This is a genomic window from Pseudopedobacter sp. (assembly GCF_040392825.1).
Lineage (GTDB): Bacteria > Bacteroidota > Bacteroidia > Sphingobacteriales > Sphingobacteriaceae > Pseudopedobacter.
Genome location: NZ_JBEBVH010000011.1, coordinates 13,313 through 31,405, shown reverse-complemented (window position 1 = coordinate 31,405; position 18,093 = coordinate 13,313). Strand labels below are relative to the sequence as shown.

At 36.4% G+C, this 18,093-nt stretch carries 15 protein-coding genes; 4 read left to right on the top strand and 11 right to left on the bottom strand.

The window, feature by feature from the left end:
• Positions 1-79 precede the first annotated feature (79 nt).
• Positions 80-1,042, bottom strand: coding sequence for an isopenicillin N synthase family dioxygenase (locus tag ABWO41_RS01655; protein ID WP_353132425.1), 963 nt, complete (start codon positions 1,040-1,042; stop codon positions 80-82).
• A gap of 193 nt (positions 1,043-1,235) precedes the next feature.
• Here ABWO41_RS01655 and ABWO41_RS01650 point away from each other — a divergent pair, with 193 nt between their 5' ends.
• Both ABWO41_RS01650 and ABWO41_RS01645 read left to right on the top strand, forming a co-directional pair.
• Complete coding sequence (locus ABWO41_RS01650; protein ID WP_353132422.1) at positions 1,236-1,844, top strand: DUF421 domain-containing protein; 609 nt, start codon at positions 1,236-1,238, stop codon at positions 1,842-1,844.
• A gap of 101 nt (positions 1,845-1,945) precedes the next feature.
• Positions 1,946-3,067 (top strand): lipid II:glycine glycyltransferase FemX, encoded by a 1,122-nt coding sequence (locus tag ABWO41_RS01645; protein WP_353132419.1) that lies wholly within the window; start codon positions 1,946-1,948, stop codon positions 3,065-3,067.
• Here the strand turns inward: ABWO41_RS01645 and ABWO41_RS01640 are convergent.
• Entirely contained in the window at positions 3,062-4,120 is a 1,059-nt protein-coding gene (locus ABWO41_RS01640; RefSeq protein WP_353132416.1) for an aldose epimerase family protein, read from the bottom strand. The two genes, ABWO41_RS01645 and ABWO41_RS01640, sit on opposite strands and share 6 nt — an antisense overlap.
• A gap of 79 nt (positions 4,121-4,199) precedes the next feature.
• Complete coding sequence (locus ABWO41_RS01635) at positions 4,200-5,375, bottom strand: aldose epimerase family protein (protein ID WP_353132413.1); 1,176 nt, start codon at positions 5,373-5,375, stop codon at positions 4,200-4,202.
• Positions 5,376-5,584: 209 nt separating this feature from the next.
• On the opposite strand from ABWO41_RS01635, the gene ABWO41_RS01630 reads away from it, so the two are divergent.
• Positions 5,585-6,292: an NUDIX hydrolase gene (locus ABWO41_RS01630; RefSeq protein ID WP_353132411.1), complete on the top strand. Its 708-nt coding sequence runs from the start codon at positions 5,585-5,587 to the stop codon at positions 6,290-6,292.
• An 8-nt stretch (positions 6,293-6,300) separates the two neighbouring features.
• Here the strand turns inward: ABWO41_RS01630 and cobA are convergent, their stop codons facing one another.
• Positions 6,301-7,032, bottom strand: coding sequence for a uroporphyrinogen-III C-methyltransferase (gene cobA, locus ABWO41_RS01625; RefSeq protein ID WP_353132409.1), 732 nt, complete (start codon positions 7,030-7,032; stop codon positions 6,301-6,303).
• 108 nt (positions 7,033-7,140) lie between these two features.
• On the opposite strand from cobA, the gene ABWO41_RS01620 reads away from it, so the two are divergent.
• Entirely contained in the window at positions 7,141-7,419 is a 279-nt protein-coding gene (locus ABWO41_RS01620; RefSeq protein ID WP_353132406.1) for an Rdx family protein, read from the top strand.
• A gap of 113 nt (positions 7,420-7,532) precedes the next feature.
• Here the strand turns inward: ABWO41_RS01620 and ABWO41_RS01615 are convergent, their stop codons facing one another.
• The 7 genes from ABWO41_RS01615 to ABWO41_RS01585 all read right to left on the bottom strand — a co-directional run bounded on the left by ABWO41_RS01615 (position 7,533) and on the right by ABWO41_RS01585 (position 18,036).
• Entirely contained in the window at positions 7,533-8,042 is a 510-nt protein-coding gene (locus ABWO41_RS01615) for a PAS domain-containing protein (protein WP_353132403.1), read from the bottom strand.
• 31 nt (positions 8,043-8,073) lie between these two features.
• Positions 8,074-10,020, bottom strand: coding sequence for an OmpA family protein (locus ABWO41_RS01610; RefSeq protein ID WP_353132400.1), 1,947 nt, complete (start codon positions 10,018-10,020; stop codon positions 8,074-8,076).
• Between the two features lie 20 nt (positions 10,021-10,040).
• Entirely contained in the window at positions 10,041-11,054 is a 1,014-nt protein-coding gene (locus ABWO41_RS01605; RefSeq protein WP_353132397.1) for a PorP/SprF family type IX secretion system membrane protein, read from the bottom strand.
• 43 nt (positions 11,055-11,097) lie between these two features.
• Complete coding sequence (locus ABWO41_RS01600) at positions 11,098-14,802, bottom strand: CLIPPER-2 domain-containing protein (protein ID WP_353132394.1); 3,705 nt, start codon at positions 14,800-14,802, stop codon at positions 11,098-11,100.
• A gap of 383 nt (positions 14,803-15,185) precedes the next feature.
• Positions 15,186-16,004 carry a helix-turn-helix domain-containing protein gene (locus tag ABWO41_RS01595; RefSeq protein WP_353132391.1) on the bottom strand — a complete coding sequence of 273 codons (819 nt, stop codon included), beginning with the start codon at positions 16,002-16,004 and terminating at the stop codon, positions 15,186-15,188.
• A 284-nt stretch (positions 16,005-16,288) separates the two neighbouring features.
• Positions 16,289-17,359 carry a helix-turn-helix domain-containing protein gene (locus ABWO41_RS01590; protein WP_353132388.1) on the bottom strand — a complete coding sequence of 357 codons (1,071 nt, stop codon included), beginning with the start codon at positions 17,357-17,359 and terminating at the stop codon, positions 16,289-16,291.
• A 239-nt stretch (positions 17,360-17,598) separates the two neighbouring features.
• On the bottom strand, positions 17,599-18,036 hold the full coding sequence (locus ABWO41_RS01585; RefSeq protein WP_353132386.1) for a hypothetical protein: 438 nt from the start codon (positions 18,034-18,036) through the stop codon (positions 17,599-17,601).
• Positions 18,037-18,093: the final 57 nt, after the last annotated feature.

The window sequence follows — 18,093 nt, the reverse complement described above, 5'->3', positions numbered from 1 at the left end:
AAGTCCAATATCAAACAGCTATTATCAAGATTTTAGATTAATACTTAAACTTGATACTGGCTATTTTATACTCGAAAACCTACATCTTTAAACCAATTTCTCTTAAACGTTCATCCAAATATTCTCCCGCTGTAATATCTTCATAAGCTTTCGGATGTGCAGCATCTATACAGGACGTTAGACAAGTTAAATCCATATTGGCTTTCGGATGCAAAAAGAAAGGCACAGAAAATCTGGAAGTTTTCATCAATTCTCTTGGCGGATTTACCACTCTATGTGTTGTAGACTTTAGTTTATTGTTGGTTAATCTTTGCAGCATATCTCCTACGTTTACAACAATGTCTTCGCCGTGTGCTTTTATAGGAAACCATTCTCCATTACGGGTTAATACCTCCAAACCATCGGCACTTGCTCCAATTAATAACGTGATTAAATTAATATCTTCATGTGCCCCCGCTCTTACCGCATCTGCGGGTAAGCCCTCGGGGTTTTCTATTGGAAAATAATGAATTGCTCTTAAAATAGAATTTCCATTGTGTACCTTGGCCTCAAAATAATTCTCAGGCAGATCTAAATAAGCAGAAATTGCCTTTAAAATATGTTTGCCAGCAGTTTCCAGCCTCTTATAAATTTCCTGAGTTACGGTATTAAATTCCGGAACTTCATCAACAATTAAATTATCGGGATAATCTGCTCTTCTCACATCATCTCCTTCTACATATTGTCCAGTTTGCCAAAATTCTTTTAAATCTGGTGTTTTAGCATCTTTCGCCTTTTCTCTCCCTTTAGCAGTATAACCTCTTTGTCCAGCCAGTTCTATTTTCTGATACTTCAATTTGGTTTCATCCGATAAAGCAAAGAAAGCTTTTACCTGTTCGTATAAATCGTTAATTAATTCCTTACTGAGCCCATGATTTGTTATAGTTACGAAACCTGTGTCGTTAAAAGCTTTTCCAATATCATCTGAAAATTGCTTTTTTTCCGAATCAGTTCCCTGGATGTATTTAGACAAATCCAATCTTGGAATATTCACTGAAGCCATAATAATGCGTCCTACTGTAAAAAACAAATGTAAATTCTAAATGTTGATTGATTGTTTAAAAACACAATTAATACAAACATTAACAATTCCTAAATTTACATAGATCTTGGAAATATTAAGTGATTGGCCCCGAATTTTATTTAACGATCTTCCCTACGAGTTTCTCATAGAGATTGCCTTTAGATGTTTCGTTATGTTCACGGCCGCCCTAATAACGCTCAGGCTAACAGGGAAAAGAGGTGTCAAACAACTTTCTATATTCGAACTGGTTATTATAATCTCTTTAGGTTCTGCCGCCGGAGATCCCATGTTTTACGAAGATGTTGGCTTGATCCCTGCACTTGCCGTTTTTATCTTCGTCTTGCTATTTTACAGGTTACTCACATGGCTTTCTTCGAAATCAGAGAAGTTTGAGACTTTTGTTGAAGGGAGACCTATTTATATTATAGAGCATGGGCAAATTTGCTTTAGTAATTTTAAGCGTGAAGACCTCTCTACAGAAGAGTTATTCATGGAACTAAGAAGTCAGGGAGTGAGCCACTTAGGCCAGGTTAAGCTCGCTATTCTGGAACCCTCTGGTGTTTTAAGCATATATTTTTATAAAGACGAAGAAGTTAAATCCGGTCTCTGCATTCTGCCCCGGGAATATAATCGCAAGATAAAAGTCATCTCCGCCGCCGGTGAATACGGTTGTACATGTTGTGGCTATGTAATAAATGTAGAACCTGGCTCGAATCCAATTTGCCCGAAATGCAAAACAGACCAGTGGGCTGTTACAAGCAACGAGCAACGATCACAATAAGGTCACAAAAGGCTGGTTTATTCACAATACCATCTGCTTTACCATAACAGGCTGGACAATGATGTTTTTATTGGCTTTCTTTGCCCGGAAATCCAATAATAATGAGTCTAACGGTACATAAAAAAGATTTAAAAGAGGTTTTTGAAACTTCCATTATTCAGCAAACTGCATTTTGGTCTGAAGTAAAGAAGCAGCAAGGTTTCTTACCTACAGCTTTTGATTTTAAAACCGAAAACAGCTTTATTTTTAATGAAGAATCAAAACATACCTATACGTATGGAGACTTCTTAGTACTCATACAGTATATTAGTAAAACAGATTATATTGCTTATGTTCCGTATGGACCAGAGATTGAACCACATGAAGAAAATCAGGGCAAATTTCTAGAAGAATTATCTGAAATTTTACGCTCATATCTTCCAAAAGGATGTATTTTAATTCGATATGATCTGGCCTGGAGGTCTCACTGGGCAAAAGATGAAGATCACTTTGACGAAACGGGCCAGTGGGTTGGCCCTCCCGAAAAAAAATATCAGGAATTCAGATTGAACTTTAACACCAGCAATTGGAATCTGAAAAAAACAAATTCTGATATACTGCCCTCTAATACCATCTTTCTGGATCTTAAGCATGACAGTAATAATCTCCTTAGCTCTATGAAACCGAAGACGCGTTATAACATTAATCTTTCTTTCAGAAAAGGGATTACGGTTAAAAAAGCGGGGATGGACAAACTGAATATCTGGTATGCGCTTTATCAGGAAACTGCCATACGTAATAAAATAACTATCAATAGCATAGATTATTTTAAATCTGTTCTTACTGCAAGAGCAGAAGATACCAATTCATCTGCAGAAGTTGAATTGCTAATAGCAGAATATGGAAATGTTCCGCTAGCGGCCATGTTTTTGGTAATTTCGGGTAACCGGGGTACTTATCTTTATGGAGCATCATCTTCTGCCAACAGAAATTTAATGGCAACTTATGCGCTGCAATGGGAAGCCATAAATATTGCCAGAAGTAAAGGCTGTACCGAATACGATTTTTTTGGTGTTGCTCCTAAGGCTGATGCCGCTCATCCGCTTTATGGATTATATAAATTTAAAACCGGATTTGGAGGCAAGATACACCATAATCTGGGTTGTTGGGATTATCCTTTAGATCAGGACAGATACAATCATCTATTGGCAGCGGAAATGCATAGTCAAGGCTATCACTTATAAAATAGCCTTGTATATTGTTTTTGAATAGAAGTGTTCTCCTGCTTTCAGAACCGTGGAAGGAAACTCTGGCCGATTTGGAGAATCCGGATGGTGCTGTGTCTCGAAACAAAAACCACTTCTATCGCGATACACCACTTTTCCTTTACCAATATCTCCGCTTCCCAGATAATTTCCAGTATAGAATTGCATTGCAGGTTCGGTTGTATAAACCTCTAAGCGAATTTTGGAAATGTCTCCTTCAGCAGAAGCTGCAAAAATCAATTCAGCACTATTTTCTGTTTTTAACTGAAAGGAATGATCGTAGCCATTTCCAATAATCAGCTGTTCGTCTTTGTCTTCAATATTTTCAGAAATCGATTTTGGCTCTCTGAAATCAAATGCAGAACCGCTAACATCTCTTAATTTTCCGGTTGGAATGCATCGGTCATCTACAACTGCAAAACTTGAAGAGTTAATAGCAACAACATGAGAGGTAATATCATTTTGCTCTGCACCATTCAGATTAAAGTAAGCATGATTAGTTAAGTTTATTACCGTATCGTTCGCTGTTTCTGCAAAGTATTCAATGGTCAAATCGTTATCTTCTCCTAAAGTATATTTTACCTTTACGGTTAAGTTACCCGGGAAACCTTCTTCTCCTTCCTTCGTTTTTACCGATAAAGTAGCCGAAGTTTTGGAAACTTCTTCTACTTCCCAGAATCTATTATGAAAACCTGTTAAACCACCATGCAAACAGTTTGTTCCATTATTTTGCGCTAAAATATACTCCTTATCATTTAATAAAAATTTACCATTGGCAATTCGGTTAGCATAGGGTCCAACCGTTACACCATGATATTTCTCTCTGGCACTCAGGTAATCTTCCAGTTTATCGAATCCTAAAACAATATCTATAGGCTCTTTAGCTGACTGCAAGATAAAATGCGTAATTCTTGCTCCGTAATCGCTAATTCCTATTTGTGTATTTCTCGCATTTTCCAATACTATAAATTGCGAGTTCTCTTTTTCCTGTAAAGGCACAAAGGAATGTCTAAGGCTGTTTATATTTTTCATCAATGGTTTGGCTAAATTGAAAATGCCAATATAGAAAACATTCTTTGTCCTATATTGGCATTTTTAAAAAATTACTATTCTACTTCTTTACCGAAAACTTATACACTGTTGTTGTTTTATAGGTAGCACCCGGTTTCAATACCGTTGTAGGAAAATTCGCATGATTTGGAGAATCTGGAAAATGCTGTGTTTCCAAACAAAATGCTGAACGGAAAGGATACGCTTTTCCACCTTTTCCATTTTTTTCTGCTCCGGTTAAAAAGTTCCCGCTATAAAATTGCAAACCTGGTTCTTCGGTAATTACATCCATCTGGATACCTGTCTTTGGAGAATATACCGTAGCAATAGTTTGTAAGCCCTTAGATTTATGCAACACCCAGTTATGGTCATATCCTTTACCAAATTTCAACTGTTGATGGTCTGCTTCTATACGCTCGCCAATGCGGGTTGGTTTATTGAAATCGAAAGGAGTTCCTTCTACAGACATCAATTCTCCGTTCGGGATTAATGTTTCATCTACCGGAGTAATTGCATTAGCATTTATCATTAACTCGTGATCTAAAATTGTAGAATCACCTTCTCCGCTCAAATTAAAATAAGCATGATTTGTTAAGTTAACGATTGTCTTTTTATCTGTAGTCGCTTCATAATCGATTTTTAAAGAATTATTAGCTTCTAATGTATAGGTTACTTTTACATTTAATGTGCCTGGATACCCCGCTTCCCCATCTGCCGAAATATAACTTAGCACCAATTTATTATCAGTTACCTCGTCAACATTCCAAACTTTTGCATAAAAACCATTATTTCCGCCATGCAAAGTATTTACACCATCATTTAGTTCTAATTGGTAGGCTTTAGTATCTAAAGAAAATTTGCCTTTTCCTATCCTGTTGCCATACCTGCCAATAATGGCACCAAAGAATGCTTCGCCTTTAGCCTGATAACTTTCTAATTTATCATATCCCAGTGCTACATCGGTTAATCCGCCATCTTTGTTCGGCACAACAATACTTACTATTCTGCCTCCATAATTTGTTATTGTAACAGAAGCATTATTTTCATTCTTAAGCGTGTACAGGCTTACCTGTTTACCGTCTATTGTTTTTTCGAAATTAGCTTTATCCAAACTAACAATAGTACTTTCTACATTCACAGAATCGGCACTACCTTCTGCCTGCTTTTGGTTATTATTACAGGATGCAAGCGATAAGACCATCGCTACGGTGGAAAGACTCAATAATATTTTTCTCATTTTCTTGGTTTGATTTGTTATGTCCAATATAATAATTAATTCAGTTAAACGCAGATTTTACTAAAATCCATACCCTGACCTTTTAATTTTATCCTCTGAAAACTGTTAAATAAACAGTTTATTTTCTAATGAATTTAGAAGGATAAAGAGATTTTGAGTTTATCCGAATAAAATAACTAAAATTGTGCCTGCAAACGAAGTAGCGAACAATGAGAAAATACTCTAAACAAACCCGAATACTTGTAGCTGTTGATTGTATTATTTTTGGCTTTGACGGAGAAAGACTTAAAGTATTATTGATTAAAAGAGGTTTTGAACCCGAAAAAGATAAATGGAGTGTAATGGGCGGTTTCGTTCAACCAGATGAAAGCCCCTCTGAAGCTGCTAGCAGAGTTTTAAAAGTGCTTACAGGCTTAGAAAATATTTATATGGAACAGACAGAGGTTTTCGGCAACATAGATCGGGATCCTATAGAAAGAACAATAAGTATTGGCTATTATGCCTTTATTGAAATCAACAAGTATAAGACTCAGATAACTGATCTTTATCATGCGGAATGGATTGATATAAAAGAAATACCGCAGCTAATTTTTGATCATAATCATATGATTGATGTAGCGCTAAAAAAACTTCGGTATAAAGCGGCATTGCATCCTATTCTTTTTGAATTGCTGCCCGAGAAATTTACCGTTCCGCAAATACAGGCTTTATACGAACAGGTATATGGCTCGGAGTTAGATAAACGTAATTTTAGCAGAAAACTTTTCTCTACCGGCTTGTTGGTTAAACTGCAGGAAAAAGATAAATCCAGTTCAAAAAAGGGAGCCTTTTTCTATAAATTGAATCAGGATAGCTACAAAGATAATTTTGAGAAATTTTTAAATTTTATTCCCAATCCTCAGGCCTTGCTATCTTAGTTCCAATTTCAATAACCTAAGTTTTCTATATCTGCCACTTTGCCAATGACTATTAAAGCGGGATGTGTAAGTTGGTTATCTTCTATAAGTTTGACCAAATTTTTCACTATTCCTTTTACGGATTTTCTATGTGGCAAAGATGCATTTTGTACAACAGCTACAGGTGTATCTCCTTGTCCCTGCAGAATATAAGTCTCTGCGATTTGCGCCGCTTTCTTCATTCCCATATAAACAATTACCGTTGCGTTGCTCTGCATGGCCAGCTTTAAATCGTCAGACAAAGAGCCATCTTTTTTTGTTCCGGTAACTACCCAAACACTCTCGCTTACAGAACGATGGGTTAAAGGAATATCCTCAAATCCTAAAGCTTGCATAGAACTTATTCCCGGAATAAAATGTGTTTCTATGCCCTGCTCTCTGGCATACAAAACTTCTTCGAATCCCCGACCAAAAATGAATGGGTCTCCTCCTTTCAGACGAACTACATTGCCTTTTTCATAAGCTTTTATCTTAATCAGATTAAGGATTTCTTCTTGCGGCGTATATTCTCCGTAAGGCTTCTTTCCGACATATATTTTTTCACAATCTTCAGAAGCCAGATCCAGAAGTTCTCTGCTCGCTAAATTATCATACAAGATAACGTTTGCATTTTGCAATGCTTTTTGCGCTTTCACGGTTATTAACTCAGGATCGCCGGGACCTGCGCCTACCACATATAAAACAGGAGAAATCAAATTCATGTTACAAATCTGAATATTTTTCTGCTTATCATCTCCATAATTTTTATATTCAAATGCTGAAAGTTAAAGATAAAATGCTAAAAGCCTATCGGTTAATGAACTAAAAAAATGAAGCCTACTGTACAAATTGAATATTGTCCTAAGTGTGGATGGATGTTAAGAGCGGCCTACATGGCCCAAGAGTTATTATCTACTTTTACCGATGACGTTAATGGCATATTATTAAAGCCCAGCGAAGTTAACGGAAGGTATTCGATAAGCATTGGTGACAAATTGATTTTTGATAGAAAGAGAGAGGGCCGATTTCCCGAAATTAAGGAATTAAAACAACTGGTCAGAGACATCGTGAATCCTGATAAGTCATTAGGCCATTCTGATAAAAAATAATTTACGCCGAGGCCCGATTAAAAAACACGCTAAAGATATGAACAGTTAGACACTCTCACCTAAATAACCGTCTGCATATCTAAAAACACAACTACTACATTGAAAGCATATCTTTAATACAGGCCAGGCCGGCGTAAAAATCCTTTTAATCCAATTATTATTCCATTTTCATCTCGTACAGGAAAAGTTCTTTTCCTCTTCCATTGTCTTTTACCATTCTTCTTATTGACTACTTTTAATTCGAGCTTACAAGATTTCCCACTAATTATAACACCTGTATAATGTTCTTTAAATAAGCGGGCGGAAAAAGGCACATAAAATTCTATTAGGTTATTAACATCATTCTTATATCCATTTTCTGTCAGATAAAAAACATCTTCAGTCCACTCCATAACGCCCTTAGGGAGGTATACTTGCCATTTCTGAATCCGAGCCTCTACAGCAATTTCTGTAGAATCATCAAGATTCGAATCTTGCTCCTTCTTTCCAAAGTAATTCCATCTCCTAAGAAATGAGAGGAGAGGATGTATAGTTTTCCATCCTTTTAATAATCCTATTGCCATGAAAAGAGCTAAAACTGCTAAAATTACAGATATATTTATTGCATAATCTTCAACAGCCATCTTTCTACTCTTTTTAGATTAAGCATTATTATTAAAATTCCAGAATGGTAAATTCTGTCCGCCTATTTTCCTGATGTTCTGCAACAGAACATACAACCCCATTTGCACAACGGTTAAGTAAGCGCTTTTCACCGTAGCCTTTTGCAACTAATCTTGCTCTCGCTATGCCACGACTAACCAAATAATTAACGGCAGATTGTGCTCTTCTTTGGGACAGGTCTTCATTATAAACATCACTTCCTCTGCTATCGGTATGTGAAGCCAGTTCTATCTTTATCGTAGGGTTATCTCTTAAGGTTCTCACCAGCTCATTCAATATTTCGGCTGCATCAGGACGAATATTATCCTTATCAAAATCATAATGGATATTCTCTATCCGTATGGTTTTTCCTTTTTCTAAAAGCGGATCTAATCTTAATGCTATTTCAAAAGTTTTTGATTCTGTAATGCCTTTTGTACTTATCGTTACAGAATCTGCATAAAATTTTTCTTTTTGCGCTAAAATGGTGTAATCTCTATCAGGCGATAATTCGAAATAAAATGCACCGTTATCTTTGCTGAATGTTTTAGATACCAATGAGTTACTATCTGCTAACAGACTAACTACCGCCGCAGGTAACTCTTCTGAAGTCTTCTTGTTATATGTTATTCCTTTTAAGGCAAGTATTATTTTTTGCTTAATGATACTGAATGAGTAAATGTCATCATCTCCTGCGCCACCTTTTCGGTTAGACGACAGGTAACCAGAACCTTCTTGTCCGTAAACAACAAATGAAAAATCATCATTTGCTGAATTTACAGGATAGCCCATATTTTTTACTGCGTTCCATTGGTTGCGGGCTCCTTTAGCGCTGAAGATATCTAAACCTCCCATTCCCGGCAATCCATTTGTAGAATAATAAAGTGTACCATCTGCAGCTATATGTGGAAACATTTCGTCTCCTTCTGTATTAATAGCAGTTCCGGCATTTTTAGGTTGTCCCCAGCTTTCATCTGCCTGTAACTCACTATACCAAATATCTGTACCGCCCTGCCCACCAGGCATATCGGAAACAAAGTATAATATTTTCTCATCGGTACTTAATGCCGCATGTCCTACTGAATATTGTTTTACATTGTTATACTGGAATGGTTGTATGTCCCAGCCATTTCCATTATTGGAATAGATATATAACTCAAGGTTGTTTGTTTTGTATTTTTTTCCTGCTTCCTTAGTTTTGGCAGCATCTTTTCCGGTATATGTACGCGTAAGATAAAAACCATTTTTTGCCTTATTACCTGTTATAGGTCCTACATGCAGGTCTTCTTTATTATAGATAAGCTGGTTATCAAACAGAGAGGTATTTAAAGAATTGTCCGACGAACGGTTTGCAGAATAGACTTTTAAATAGCCATTCCCTGTGCGCCCATCTATAGTTTTCAAAATGCCCGCATCAGGCTGCCCTATATAATACAGTTTACCGTTTTCTGGAAATGTGCTAAACTCGGCATTAGCTGTATTTATTGCTGATTCGTTTTTTATCTGGTGTTTTGTAGGGTTTGCCAGCCATACAATAGCAGAATCGCAACCCGCAATTTCATTTTCTACTTTTTTGCTTTTTCCTGCTTTTGTTATATAGTCCTGCAATACTTTTTTTGCTTCTACATAACGACTATTATTTTTTAATACAGTACCATAGCTTAATAAGTTATCGGCTTTACTTGCAGGGTCCTGCACTACTCTTGAATACCATGTTTCTGCGGCTTCATAATCATTCATCTTGTGATAACAATCTGCCAATCGCTCCAGATCACTCAATTTCGGTTTTTTCTTATCGGCTAATTTTTGATAGATTTCCGCGGCATAAGCATATTTATATTCTGAATAAAGCTGGTTCGCTCTCTCCCTCAATCCTGGCTGCTCCTGAGCAAATACTGTAATGTTGCCGGCTAACATCAATGCGATTAGAAAAGTATTTGATATATATTTTGCTTTCATATTTTCAGTTTTTTAATGGATTAAAAATATCTCGGGTTCATTATTCTTTTAAAACCTTTTCCAAAGGTTAATCCTAATGTAATTTCATGAGAACCATTTTGGTTACCTCTTAACCCGTTAAGCATATAATCGTAAGAATAACCAATCCTTAACCTCTCTGTAGCATAAAATTGCGCAATAGCTGCTAGGGCATTGCCCTGCGAAAGATCCTGCTGATTCTTGTCATAATCTTTATCCCACAGGTCTATTCCCGTTCTGTATGAACCACCAATCCAAAATTTATCTTTGAAAATGAACATCGCGCTGATATCTTCGGTAGTAGGTCCCTTAAACTCTTCTTTTACCAGTAAACTTGGGCGTAATTTTACCTGTTCAGAAAGATTGAATAACATACCTGTAATTAAATAGACATGGCGCTTGCGTTTGATATTTGCAGCAGTTCCATCTTCCCATCTGAATAAACTGTTTGATTTATCTCCTGATAATAAATCCATCAAAGAAACTCCTATGTACCATTTAGGATTGTAGTAATAAGTTCCTATTCTTACATCCGGAATGAAGTTTCCTATTTTACCCAGGGGCAAGGCGTTATCCAAATCATCTATAGGTGTTAACATTGTTCCATCCAGACCATACTGCGTAAGACCGGCTCCAATACCAAAACTCAAACGTTGTGTATCGTCGGCATTAAGTCTTAAACGATAGGCAAGATTTGCGTAAATAGAATTTGCGGTCTGCGAGGCCAACTTGTCTGCTGTTACCTGCACACCAATACCTAAGTTTTTATTATGGTCCACTACCCCGTCCAGCGAAAGCTGACCTGTTTTAGGGGCTCCATCTATTCCAACCCACTGGTTACGAAGTGCTGTTTGCGCAAACCACTCTTCCTTATAGCCTGCATATGCAGGGTTTATACTTAAAGAGTTAAACATGTATTGCGTAAACTGTATATTTTGTTGTGCTTGGGCAGGCAGTAGAGCTCCTACTGCTAATCCAAGACCTAATAATATTTTTTTTATGCTATGCTTATCCATATACTGATTTGTTATATAACCGATAGTTTGGTTTTATACATTGTTATCTTTTTATCAATACCCAACCTTTTTTCACTTCCTCTCCACCCACTTTCCTTAATTTTAGGATGTAGTAGTAAGTACCTTCATTAAGGTTTCCACCATCCCAGGTATTCTGGTAATTAACATCGCGGAATACTTCATTTCCCCAACGGTTAAATACAATCAGTTCGGCATTATTATAATCCTTTATTCCGACGATTACGAATGTGTCATTCTTACCATCACCATTTGGTGTAAATACATTTGGTATACGGAAACCTGTTACTTTTACAGTGACCGTAGCTACATTGGTGTAATTTCCGTTCTGGTCTTTAATACGGTAAGTGAATACATCTGTACCTGTAAAACCGCTATTAGGCTTATAGGTTACTGTTCCGTCGCTATTTATAATTGGTATTCCGTGAGCAGGATATGTTACAATTTCTATACTGTTCAAATCAAACGGGATACCATCTGGTTGATCATTTCCTACCAAATTGATTTTCACTTCTTTGTTAAATTCTGTTTCGGCAGAGTCATCATTAGCTGCAGGACTATTTGGAGTTACTGTAATCTCGGTTGGCGTATTGTTATCTTCTGCTGTACCTGAATCGTCCTCTACACCATTGTTGGACGGATCTTTAGACGTTACCATTGCATGGTTTACTACTTTACCTGCTATTACATCTGGCTGTGTAATCGTATAAGTAGCTGTATACGTCCAGGATGCACCTGGTGCTAGCGTTGTGCCTGTACCTGCAGTACGTGTAATTGCACTTAAGCCAGGCATTGGATCTGTTACCACTACATCTTTTAACGTTACTGTTCCTTCATTTTTAACTATGAAAGTATAAGTAATCTGAGTACCAAATTTGTAACCTCCTGCTGGAGCAGCACTTGCTGTTTTCACCAACGTGATTTTGCCAGTCTGTGTTACAGGAACTTCTGTAGGATCTTCTGTTCCCGGTTTTGATGGATCATCCGATTTCACCTGGGTTAATGGTGTATCTGACGGGTCTTTCGAGTTTACTGTAGCCTGGTTAGTCACTTTGCCGGCATCTACATCGCTTTGCTTAACGGTATAAGTCGCTGTATAAGTCCATGATGCACCTGGTGCCAGCGTTGTGCCTGTACCAACGGTACGGTTCAGTGAACTTAAACCTGGAAGAGGATCTGCTACAACAACATCTTTCAGTGTTACGGTTCCTTCATTCTTCACCACGAAAGTATAGGTAATTATATCGTTCAGCTTAAACCCTGTTGGTGATGTACCTGCTGTTTTCACTAAGGAAATACCTCGTGTTTGCACCACAGGTGTTTCTGTAGGATCATTGTTTATTGTTGATGTTCCAGAATTATCTTCCAGATCGTTGTCCGACGGATCCTTCGATCTTACCTTTGCTGTATTGGAGACCTTGCCTGCATCTACATCTGCTTGTGTAACAGTATATGCTGCTGTGTAGGTCCATTCTTCACTCGGGCTTAGCTTATTGTCATTACCTGCATCACTGCCAGCGGTTAAGACAGGAGTGCTTACCCCCGATACGTTATCTGTTAACGTAACATGGCTTAAGGTTACCGTTCCTTCATTTTTTACCTTGAAGGTATAAGTGATTACATCATTTAGTTTATAACCTACTGGCGCTGTACCTGTTACCGTTTTCACCAGGGTAATCTTACCGGTCTGTGTTATCGGTGTTTCTGTCGGGTCATCATTGGTTGTTGATGTTCCTGAATTGTCATCTGTATCGTTATTGGACGGATCTTTAGACGTCACTTTTGCTGTATTCGAAACTTTTGCCGCGTCTACATCTGCCTGTGTAATAGTATATGCTGCTGTGTAGGTCCACTCTTCACCTACACTTAAAATACCATCATTGCCAATATCTGTTCCCGCTGTTAATAAAGGCATACTTACTCCGGCCAGATTATCCGTAAGGGATACTGTGTTTAATGCTACATCGCCCTCATTCTTTACTTTGAAGGTATAGGTAATGACATCATTTAGTTTGTAACCACCTGCTGGCGCTGCACCTGCTGTTTTTACCAGACTTATTTTAGGATCTGTTATAGTAATTGTAATGGTTGCCTCGTTACTTTCCGCTCCGTCATTATCTTTAATTGTATATTTAACGGTTGAAATACCTGCAAAAGATACTTCCGGTACAAAATCTACTGTATTGGTTGTTGTGTTTACCGTATAAGTCCCTTCTCCCGGAATGGTAACTGTCGTTTTCTTACTATTATCGCTAGGTTCTATTAATAATATACTTGTTGCATCTATTGTTCCATCTGAGTCTGTATCATTAGCGCTTACATCGATATTTACTAATGTTGTTCCTTTTTTGGCTGTTCCGGCATCATTATTTGCAACAGGTGGAACATTTGTCGGAGGATCAATTGTAACCGTAATAGTGGCGACATTAGAGGTTGCTCCATAATCATCACTAAATGCATAGTTTGCTGTAGCCGAACCTGTAAAACCCGTAACAGGTGTAAAAGTAACCACTCCCAATGCCGTTACTGTAAATGTTCCTTTTCCGGGAACAGTATAAGTATCTTGAATTCCTGGTGTAGTTGGGTCTAAATCCAACGTTCCCTGTTCAAAGAGTCCTCCATTCGCTGTAGCATCATCATTACTAAGAGCATTGATAACTACAGACGTATTAAAGTTCCCCGTTTCAGTATCATTAACAGCAATGGGCTGGCTAAGAGTTATTGCTGCATTAATTTCAAGATTTCTGATTTCATGATAATTTGTAGCGGCGCCTGTAGAAGAAGCAAAACCGGCCATAAATCTATCAGGAATCCTATTATCAGCAATTGCATATTGCACATTCTGCAATACATGAACCCAACCGCTTGGCGTCCCTGTTCCCCCTACAAAAATATCTACATCAATAGAAAAACCTGTGTTTGAGCCCGTATTTTTCTTTATATTCATCCTTACCTTTCTATAGCCATCCTGTATCGGATTTGTATATCTGGTATCAGTAGAAATAGAAAACCTACTGCCTGCCGGCAATATCCAATCTGGATGTGCTGCTTGCCCACCTATGGTTGGTTGTGTTAATTTACCATCGATAAACGGATATACATCCGTACCGGTACGTTCCCCGTTTGGCCCAACTCCTCCTCTTAATATTACACCTCCATTAGCATATACAGCAGTAGAAAAGTTTCCATTGGTTGTTGTCTTAAATCCATCATTAGTTCCAATATATTTACCTTCACTATTAATACCATAATTTCCAAATTCATCTAAACCAATTGCAAGGAAACCACCTTTCATTCCTGGCAAATTTCCGCTCCGCTGTGCAAATCCCAAAGAACCACCAAATTGTCCCGGCTCAAAGGGCTGTTCATCCACATCAAAAAGAAAAAAAGAAATTCCATCTCCCCTTATATCAGGTCTAGTTGTTGTGCCCGTACCTCCATAGCTAAAATACTCAAACTCTACGCTCACCCCACTTTTAGAAGGAAAAGATGTCTTGATATAAGCATAACCGGTTAGATTATTAGCTACCTTGGTTAAACGTAAAAATCCATCTCCTGCCGGATCATCAATCCCGCTGGTAAGGTACGCCGGATCTGGATTTCCTCCCATAACTATTCCAGTTGCATTACTCTGCTTAAAACTATTTACATACGGAAATTGAGCATACGAGCTTATGTTTAATAACAAAGCCCATATTAACAATATTCCAAATCGTATTTCTTTTGCCATCTTGATAAGAATTTATTTTACAGATAAACTGAGGTCAAATTTGTCCAATAAATATGCATTTGTATGTATCATATAAGCGGGATGTACGACATATAAAATGGATGGTACATTACCAAAATTTAAGGATGGAAAGCATAGCAAGGTCTTTATCCAAAAAAGACTGAAATCATAAAAAACTATAAAACAACACTTAAACAAAATATTAGAAAAAATCAATTGTGAATGATTAGTGAACCTAATGGCATTTTAGTTCAATCACCTAACAGTCAATTGAAAGCCGGCATTCGGAAGAATAAAGTTTTGGGTTAATAGGAGATTAAATTGATAACTGATAAAGATTCCATAATGAAGCGACGATCAATACAACGAAACTGCTAATAAAATTAGTCGTTTTTTATCATCCTGTACTCGGATGGAGTGCATCCCATTGATGTTTTAAAATATCTGTTGAAAGACACTTTTGAATTAAAGCCACTTTCTTCTGCTATATTTTCTATAGTTAAATTGCAGTTATGATCTGCAAGCAACCTACAGGCATACTGTATCCTTAAGCCATTGATGTAATTATGGAAATTCTTACCAATATATTGACTAAACAATTGGGTGAGATGATGTCTAGGTACTTTCATTTCTTTAGATAATAAAGACAAAGACAGATCTTTATTTAAGTATAGCTTCTGTACTTCCATAATCTCTTCTAATTTTGAATAGTAAATATGGTATGTTTCGGCAGATAAAGTAGATTTCTGATATGGGTGTATTTCTTCCTCATTGTCTTCTTTATCTTCTATTTTTATTTCCGAATTTTTCTTTTTCAGGTTTTTTATTATTCTGTTTAATCTGAATTGAAAGGTAAAAATCACACCTAATAGCAGAATCAAGTAGACAATAATTGCAGGTATATTAGAATTAGTGATTTCGTTAGGCGTAAAAACTCTGTTATAAGAAATAATAAGGTATAAAAAAGCTACCATAATCATTAATACGGAAAGTATCGAAAACAGATTTACTACTTCTTTATATTTACTATCGTTAACATTACCCATTTTCCATATCCCCCAGGATACATATATAATCATTGATATTGACGTGGCGGTATATAAAACCATGATAAATGATTTTCCATAACTAATTCTGAACGATGGAACAATAATCAGACACAGATAAAAACCAGTTGCTATAATTGCCGGAGCCAGATGCATTAAAAGCTGACGGGTTTTTAGTTTGCAGTCTAAAAGCGTTGAAAGACCGAAATATATAAATGAGCTATATATTAACCCATAAGGAGCAGCCTCTTTTATATAGATTTGATTATTGAAAAAATTTCGTACTAAAAAAATATAGGAAGCGTGGAAAAGCGTTAATATGAAAAATAGATTCACAAACTTGTCTGCCCTTGTCAAATTTACCTTAAAGGCCTTAGATAATTTTATAAGCACGGATAAAGCAACAACTGATAGAATAATAATAGTTAGAAGTATAACTTTCAACATATTACGGCTCTGTAAGCATTTGCTTTTAATGATCTGTATTCTGAGGGAGAGTTCCCGGTAATTTCTTTGAAATATTTATTAAATGAGGTTTTTGAGCTGAATCCACATTCGTACGCTAAGGCTTCTATTGTGATATTGTCATCTTCGCTCATGCGCTGTAATGCGTATTGAATTCTGTATTCTGCAACTAGTTGGTAAAAGCTTTTACCCATATAGACATTTAATAGCTGCGAAAAATGATGTTTTGGTATATCTGCTTTTTTGGATAATATTTCTAAGGATATGCCCGAATTCAGATATAATTTTGATTGCGAAAGCACTTCTTCAACTTTATAAGCATATTCTTCTAAGGTTTGTTCTTCCAGAAGAGATCGCTGATAGCGTTTCCATATCGTCTGAGGAACTAAGGTATTATCATCATTTCCCAGATCCCCATTTAGAATAGTTACTTTCTTACCGAAATAAGATCTGTACAGATAAAGAGAAATCAGTGTACTACTTGTGACTAATAATGCATAAACCATTAGCCTCGGCTCAAAACCAGGATCTATAGTTTTAAAAAAGGATACAATGAGAAAAAGTATAAATAAAGCATTCAGAATACATATAACATTCAGCTGTACAAGTAACATAGTTGTCTTTGCATCCGGGCCTTCTTTTTCTCTTTTCATTTGCTGGTAGACTGCAAACGGATAAGCTGAAAGGGAAATAAAAGTTGAGATAAAATAAAGTATATAATATGACAGGCGGAATTGCCCAAAACCGGAAAAAAGTACTACTATATAATATATACCGAATAAAATAAATGGTAATGTATGTATTATTCGCTTTTCCAGAGGATAGATATTGTTTCTGGAATAATTATTTGCAAAATAGGTTAAAGGCCCATATAATAAGGATAAGGGAATACCTATATCAAAATAGATAAAAAACAAATGAAATACCGATGTAATAACAATAGCCAGCAAGCTGTTATTAAAATTGTAATTCTTCCCATATAATTTCAATAAATAGATTGCTACAGCAATGCTTAATATGATATTTAACAATATGTATTCAGTCATAAAGGCTCCCATCTACATCAACCTAAAGATTCTATTCAGAATTTCTTATAGTTTCTGATTCCCATTATCGTTCCACAAACGCAGAAACAATTAGCAAACATGCCGATATATACCGTTACAAGCTATTTTTTAATAAAACTTTTAAGTTAAAGATTAGAGATCTATTTAAATTACAGGCAAAAAACACAACAATACTTGGAATAAATTCCACATATTTTTTAGTACTCTAAGTAAACTGCTCACTTTTTCAGTTTACCTTTTAGCAATTGAAATGCAGCTCCGTCCGGATCCTGATTAATATTTAAAATTCCATCAATAGTAATTGGTTTAGAGGTAAACTTTAAAGGTTCTTCCATAAAAACTTCTACCATTTCGGGAATATCGCCTTCTCCACAGAACTGACATTGTGCTACCGGTAGCACCGAAAGTAAAAATGTTTTATGTACAGCACCTGTTTTTAGTGGTACCATATATCCTGAAAGATAAATGGGCTTTTTATTTGCCGCCATTAATGGTGGCGGAAAATAGGGTTCGTATAAACCAGAAGTACCTTTTTTTATGGTTCTGGTATTTAACAAATCCCAATATTTATTCATCATAGGTGTATGGTCTGGTAATTGGGCCTGTACCGAAATTCCTGTACAAAACAATAAAATGGTAAACAATAATTTTTTCATCTATTTTAAGTCCAAATCAAAATTCAAAAACGAAAACGGACACTATTATAACGTTTA

Excerpts from the sequence above, each read along its gene's own strand:
- ABWO41_RS01590 (WP_353132388.1), bottom strand. The coding sequence starts at position 17,359 with ATGACTGAATACATATTGTTAAATATCATATTAAGCATTGCTGTAGCA.
- ABWO41_RS01620 (WP_353132406.1), top strand. The coding sequence starts at position 7,141 with ATGAAGCCTACTGTACAAATTGAATATTGTCCTAAGTGTGGATGGATG.
- ABWO41_RS01615 (WP_353132403.1), bottom strand. The coding sequence starts at position 8,042 with ATGGCTGTTGAAGATTATGCAATAAATATATCTGTAATTTTAGCAGTT.
- cobA (WP_353132409.1), bottom strand. The coding sequence starts at position 7,032 with ATGAATTTGATTTCTCCTGTTTTATATGTGGTAGGCGCAGGTCCCGGC.
- ABWO41_RS01630 (WP_353132411.1), top strand. The coding sequence starts at position 5,585 with ATGAGAAAATACTCTAAACAAACCCGAATACTTGTAGCTGTTGATTGT.
- ABWO41_RS01650 (WP_353132422.1), top strand. The coding sequence starts at position 1,236 with ATGTTCACGGCCGCCCTAATAACGCTCAGGCTAACAGGGAAAAGAGGT.
- ABWO41_RS01585 (WP_353132386.1), bottom strand. The coding sequence starts at position 18,036 with ATGAAAAAATTATTGTTTACCATTTTATTGTTTTGTACAGGAATTTCG.
- ABWO41_RS01655 (WP_353132425.1), bottom strand. The coding sequence starts at position 1,042 with ATGGCTTCAGTGAATATTCCAAGATTGGATTTGTCTAAATACATCCAG.
- ABWO41_RS01595 (WP_353132391.1), bottom strand. The coding sequence starts at position 16,004 with ATGCATCTGGCTCCGGCAATTATAGCAACTGGTTTTTATCTGTGTCTG.
- ABWO41_RS01640 (WP_353132416.1), bottom strand. The coding sequence starts at position 4,120 with ATGAAAAATATAAACAGCCTTAGACATTCCTTTGTGCCTTTACAGGAA.
- ABWO41_RS01610 (WP_353132400.1), bottom strand. The coding sequence starts at position 10,020 with ATGAAAGCAAAATATATATCAAATACTTTTCTAATCGCATTGATGTTA.
- ABWO41_RS01600 (WP_353132394.1), bottom strand. The coding sequence starts at position 14,802 with ATGGCAAAAGAAATACGATTTGGAATATTGTTAATATGGGCTTTGTTA.
- ABWO41_RS01645 (WP_353132419.1), top strand. The coding sequence starts at position 1,946 with ATGAGTCTAACGGTACATAAAAAAGATTTAAAAGAGGTTTTTGAAACT.
- ABWO41_RS01605 (WP_353132397.1), bottom strand. The coding sequence starts at position 11,054 with ATGGATAAGCATAGCATAAAAAAAATATTATTAGGTCTTGGATTAGCA.
- ABWO41_RS01635 (WP_353132413.1), bottom strand. The coding sequence starts at position 5,375 with ATGAGAAAAATATTATTGAGTCTTTCCACCGTAGCGATGGTCTTATCG.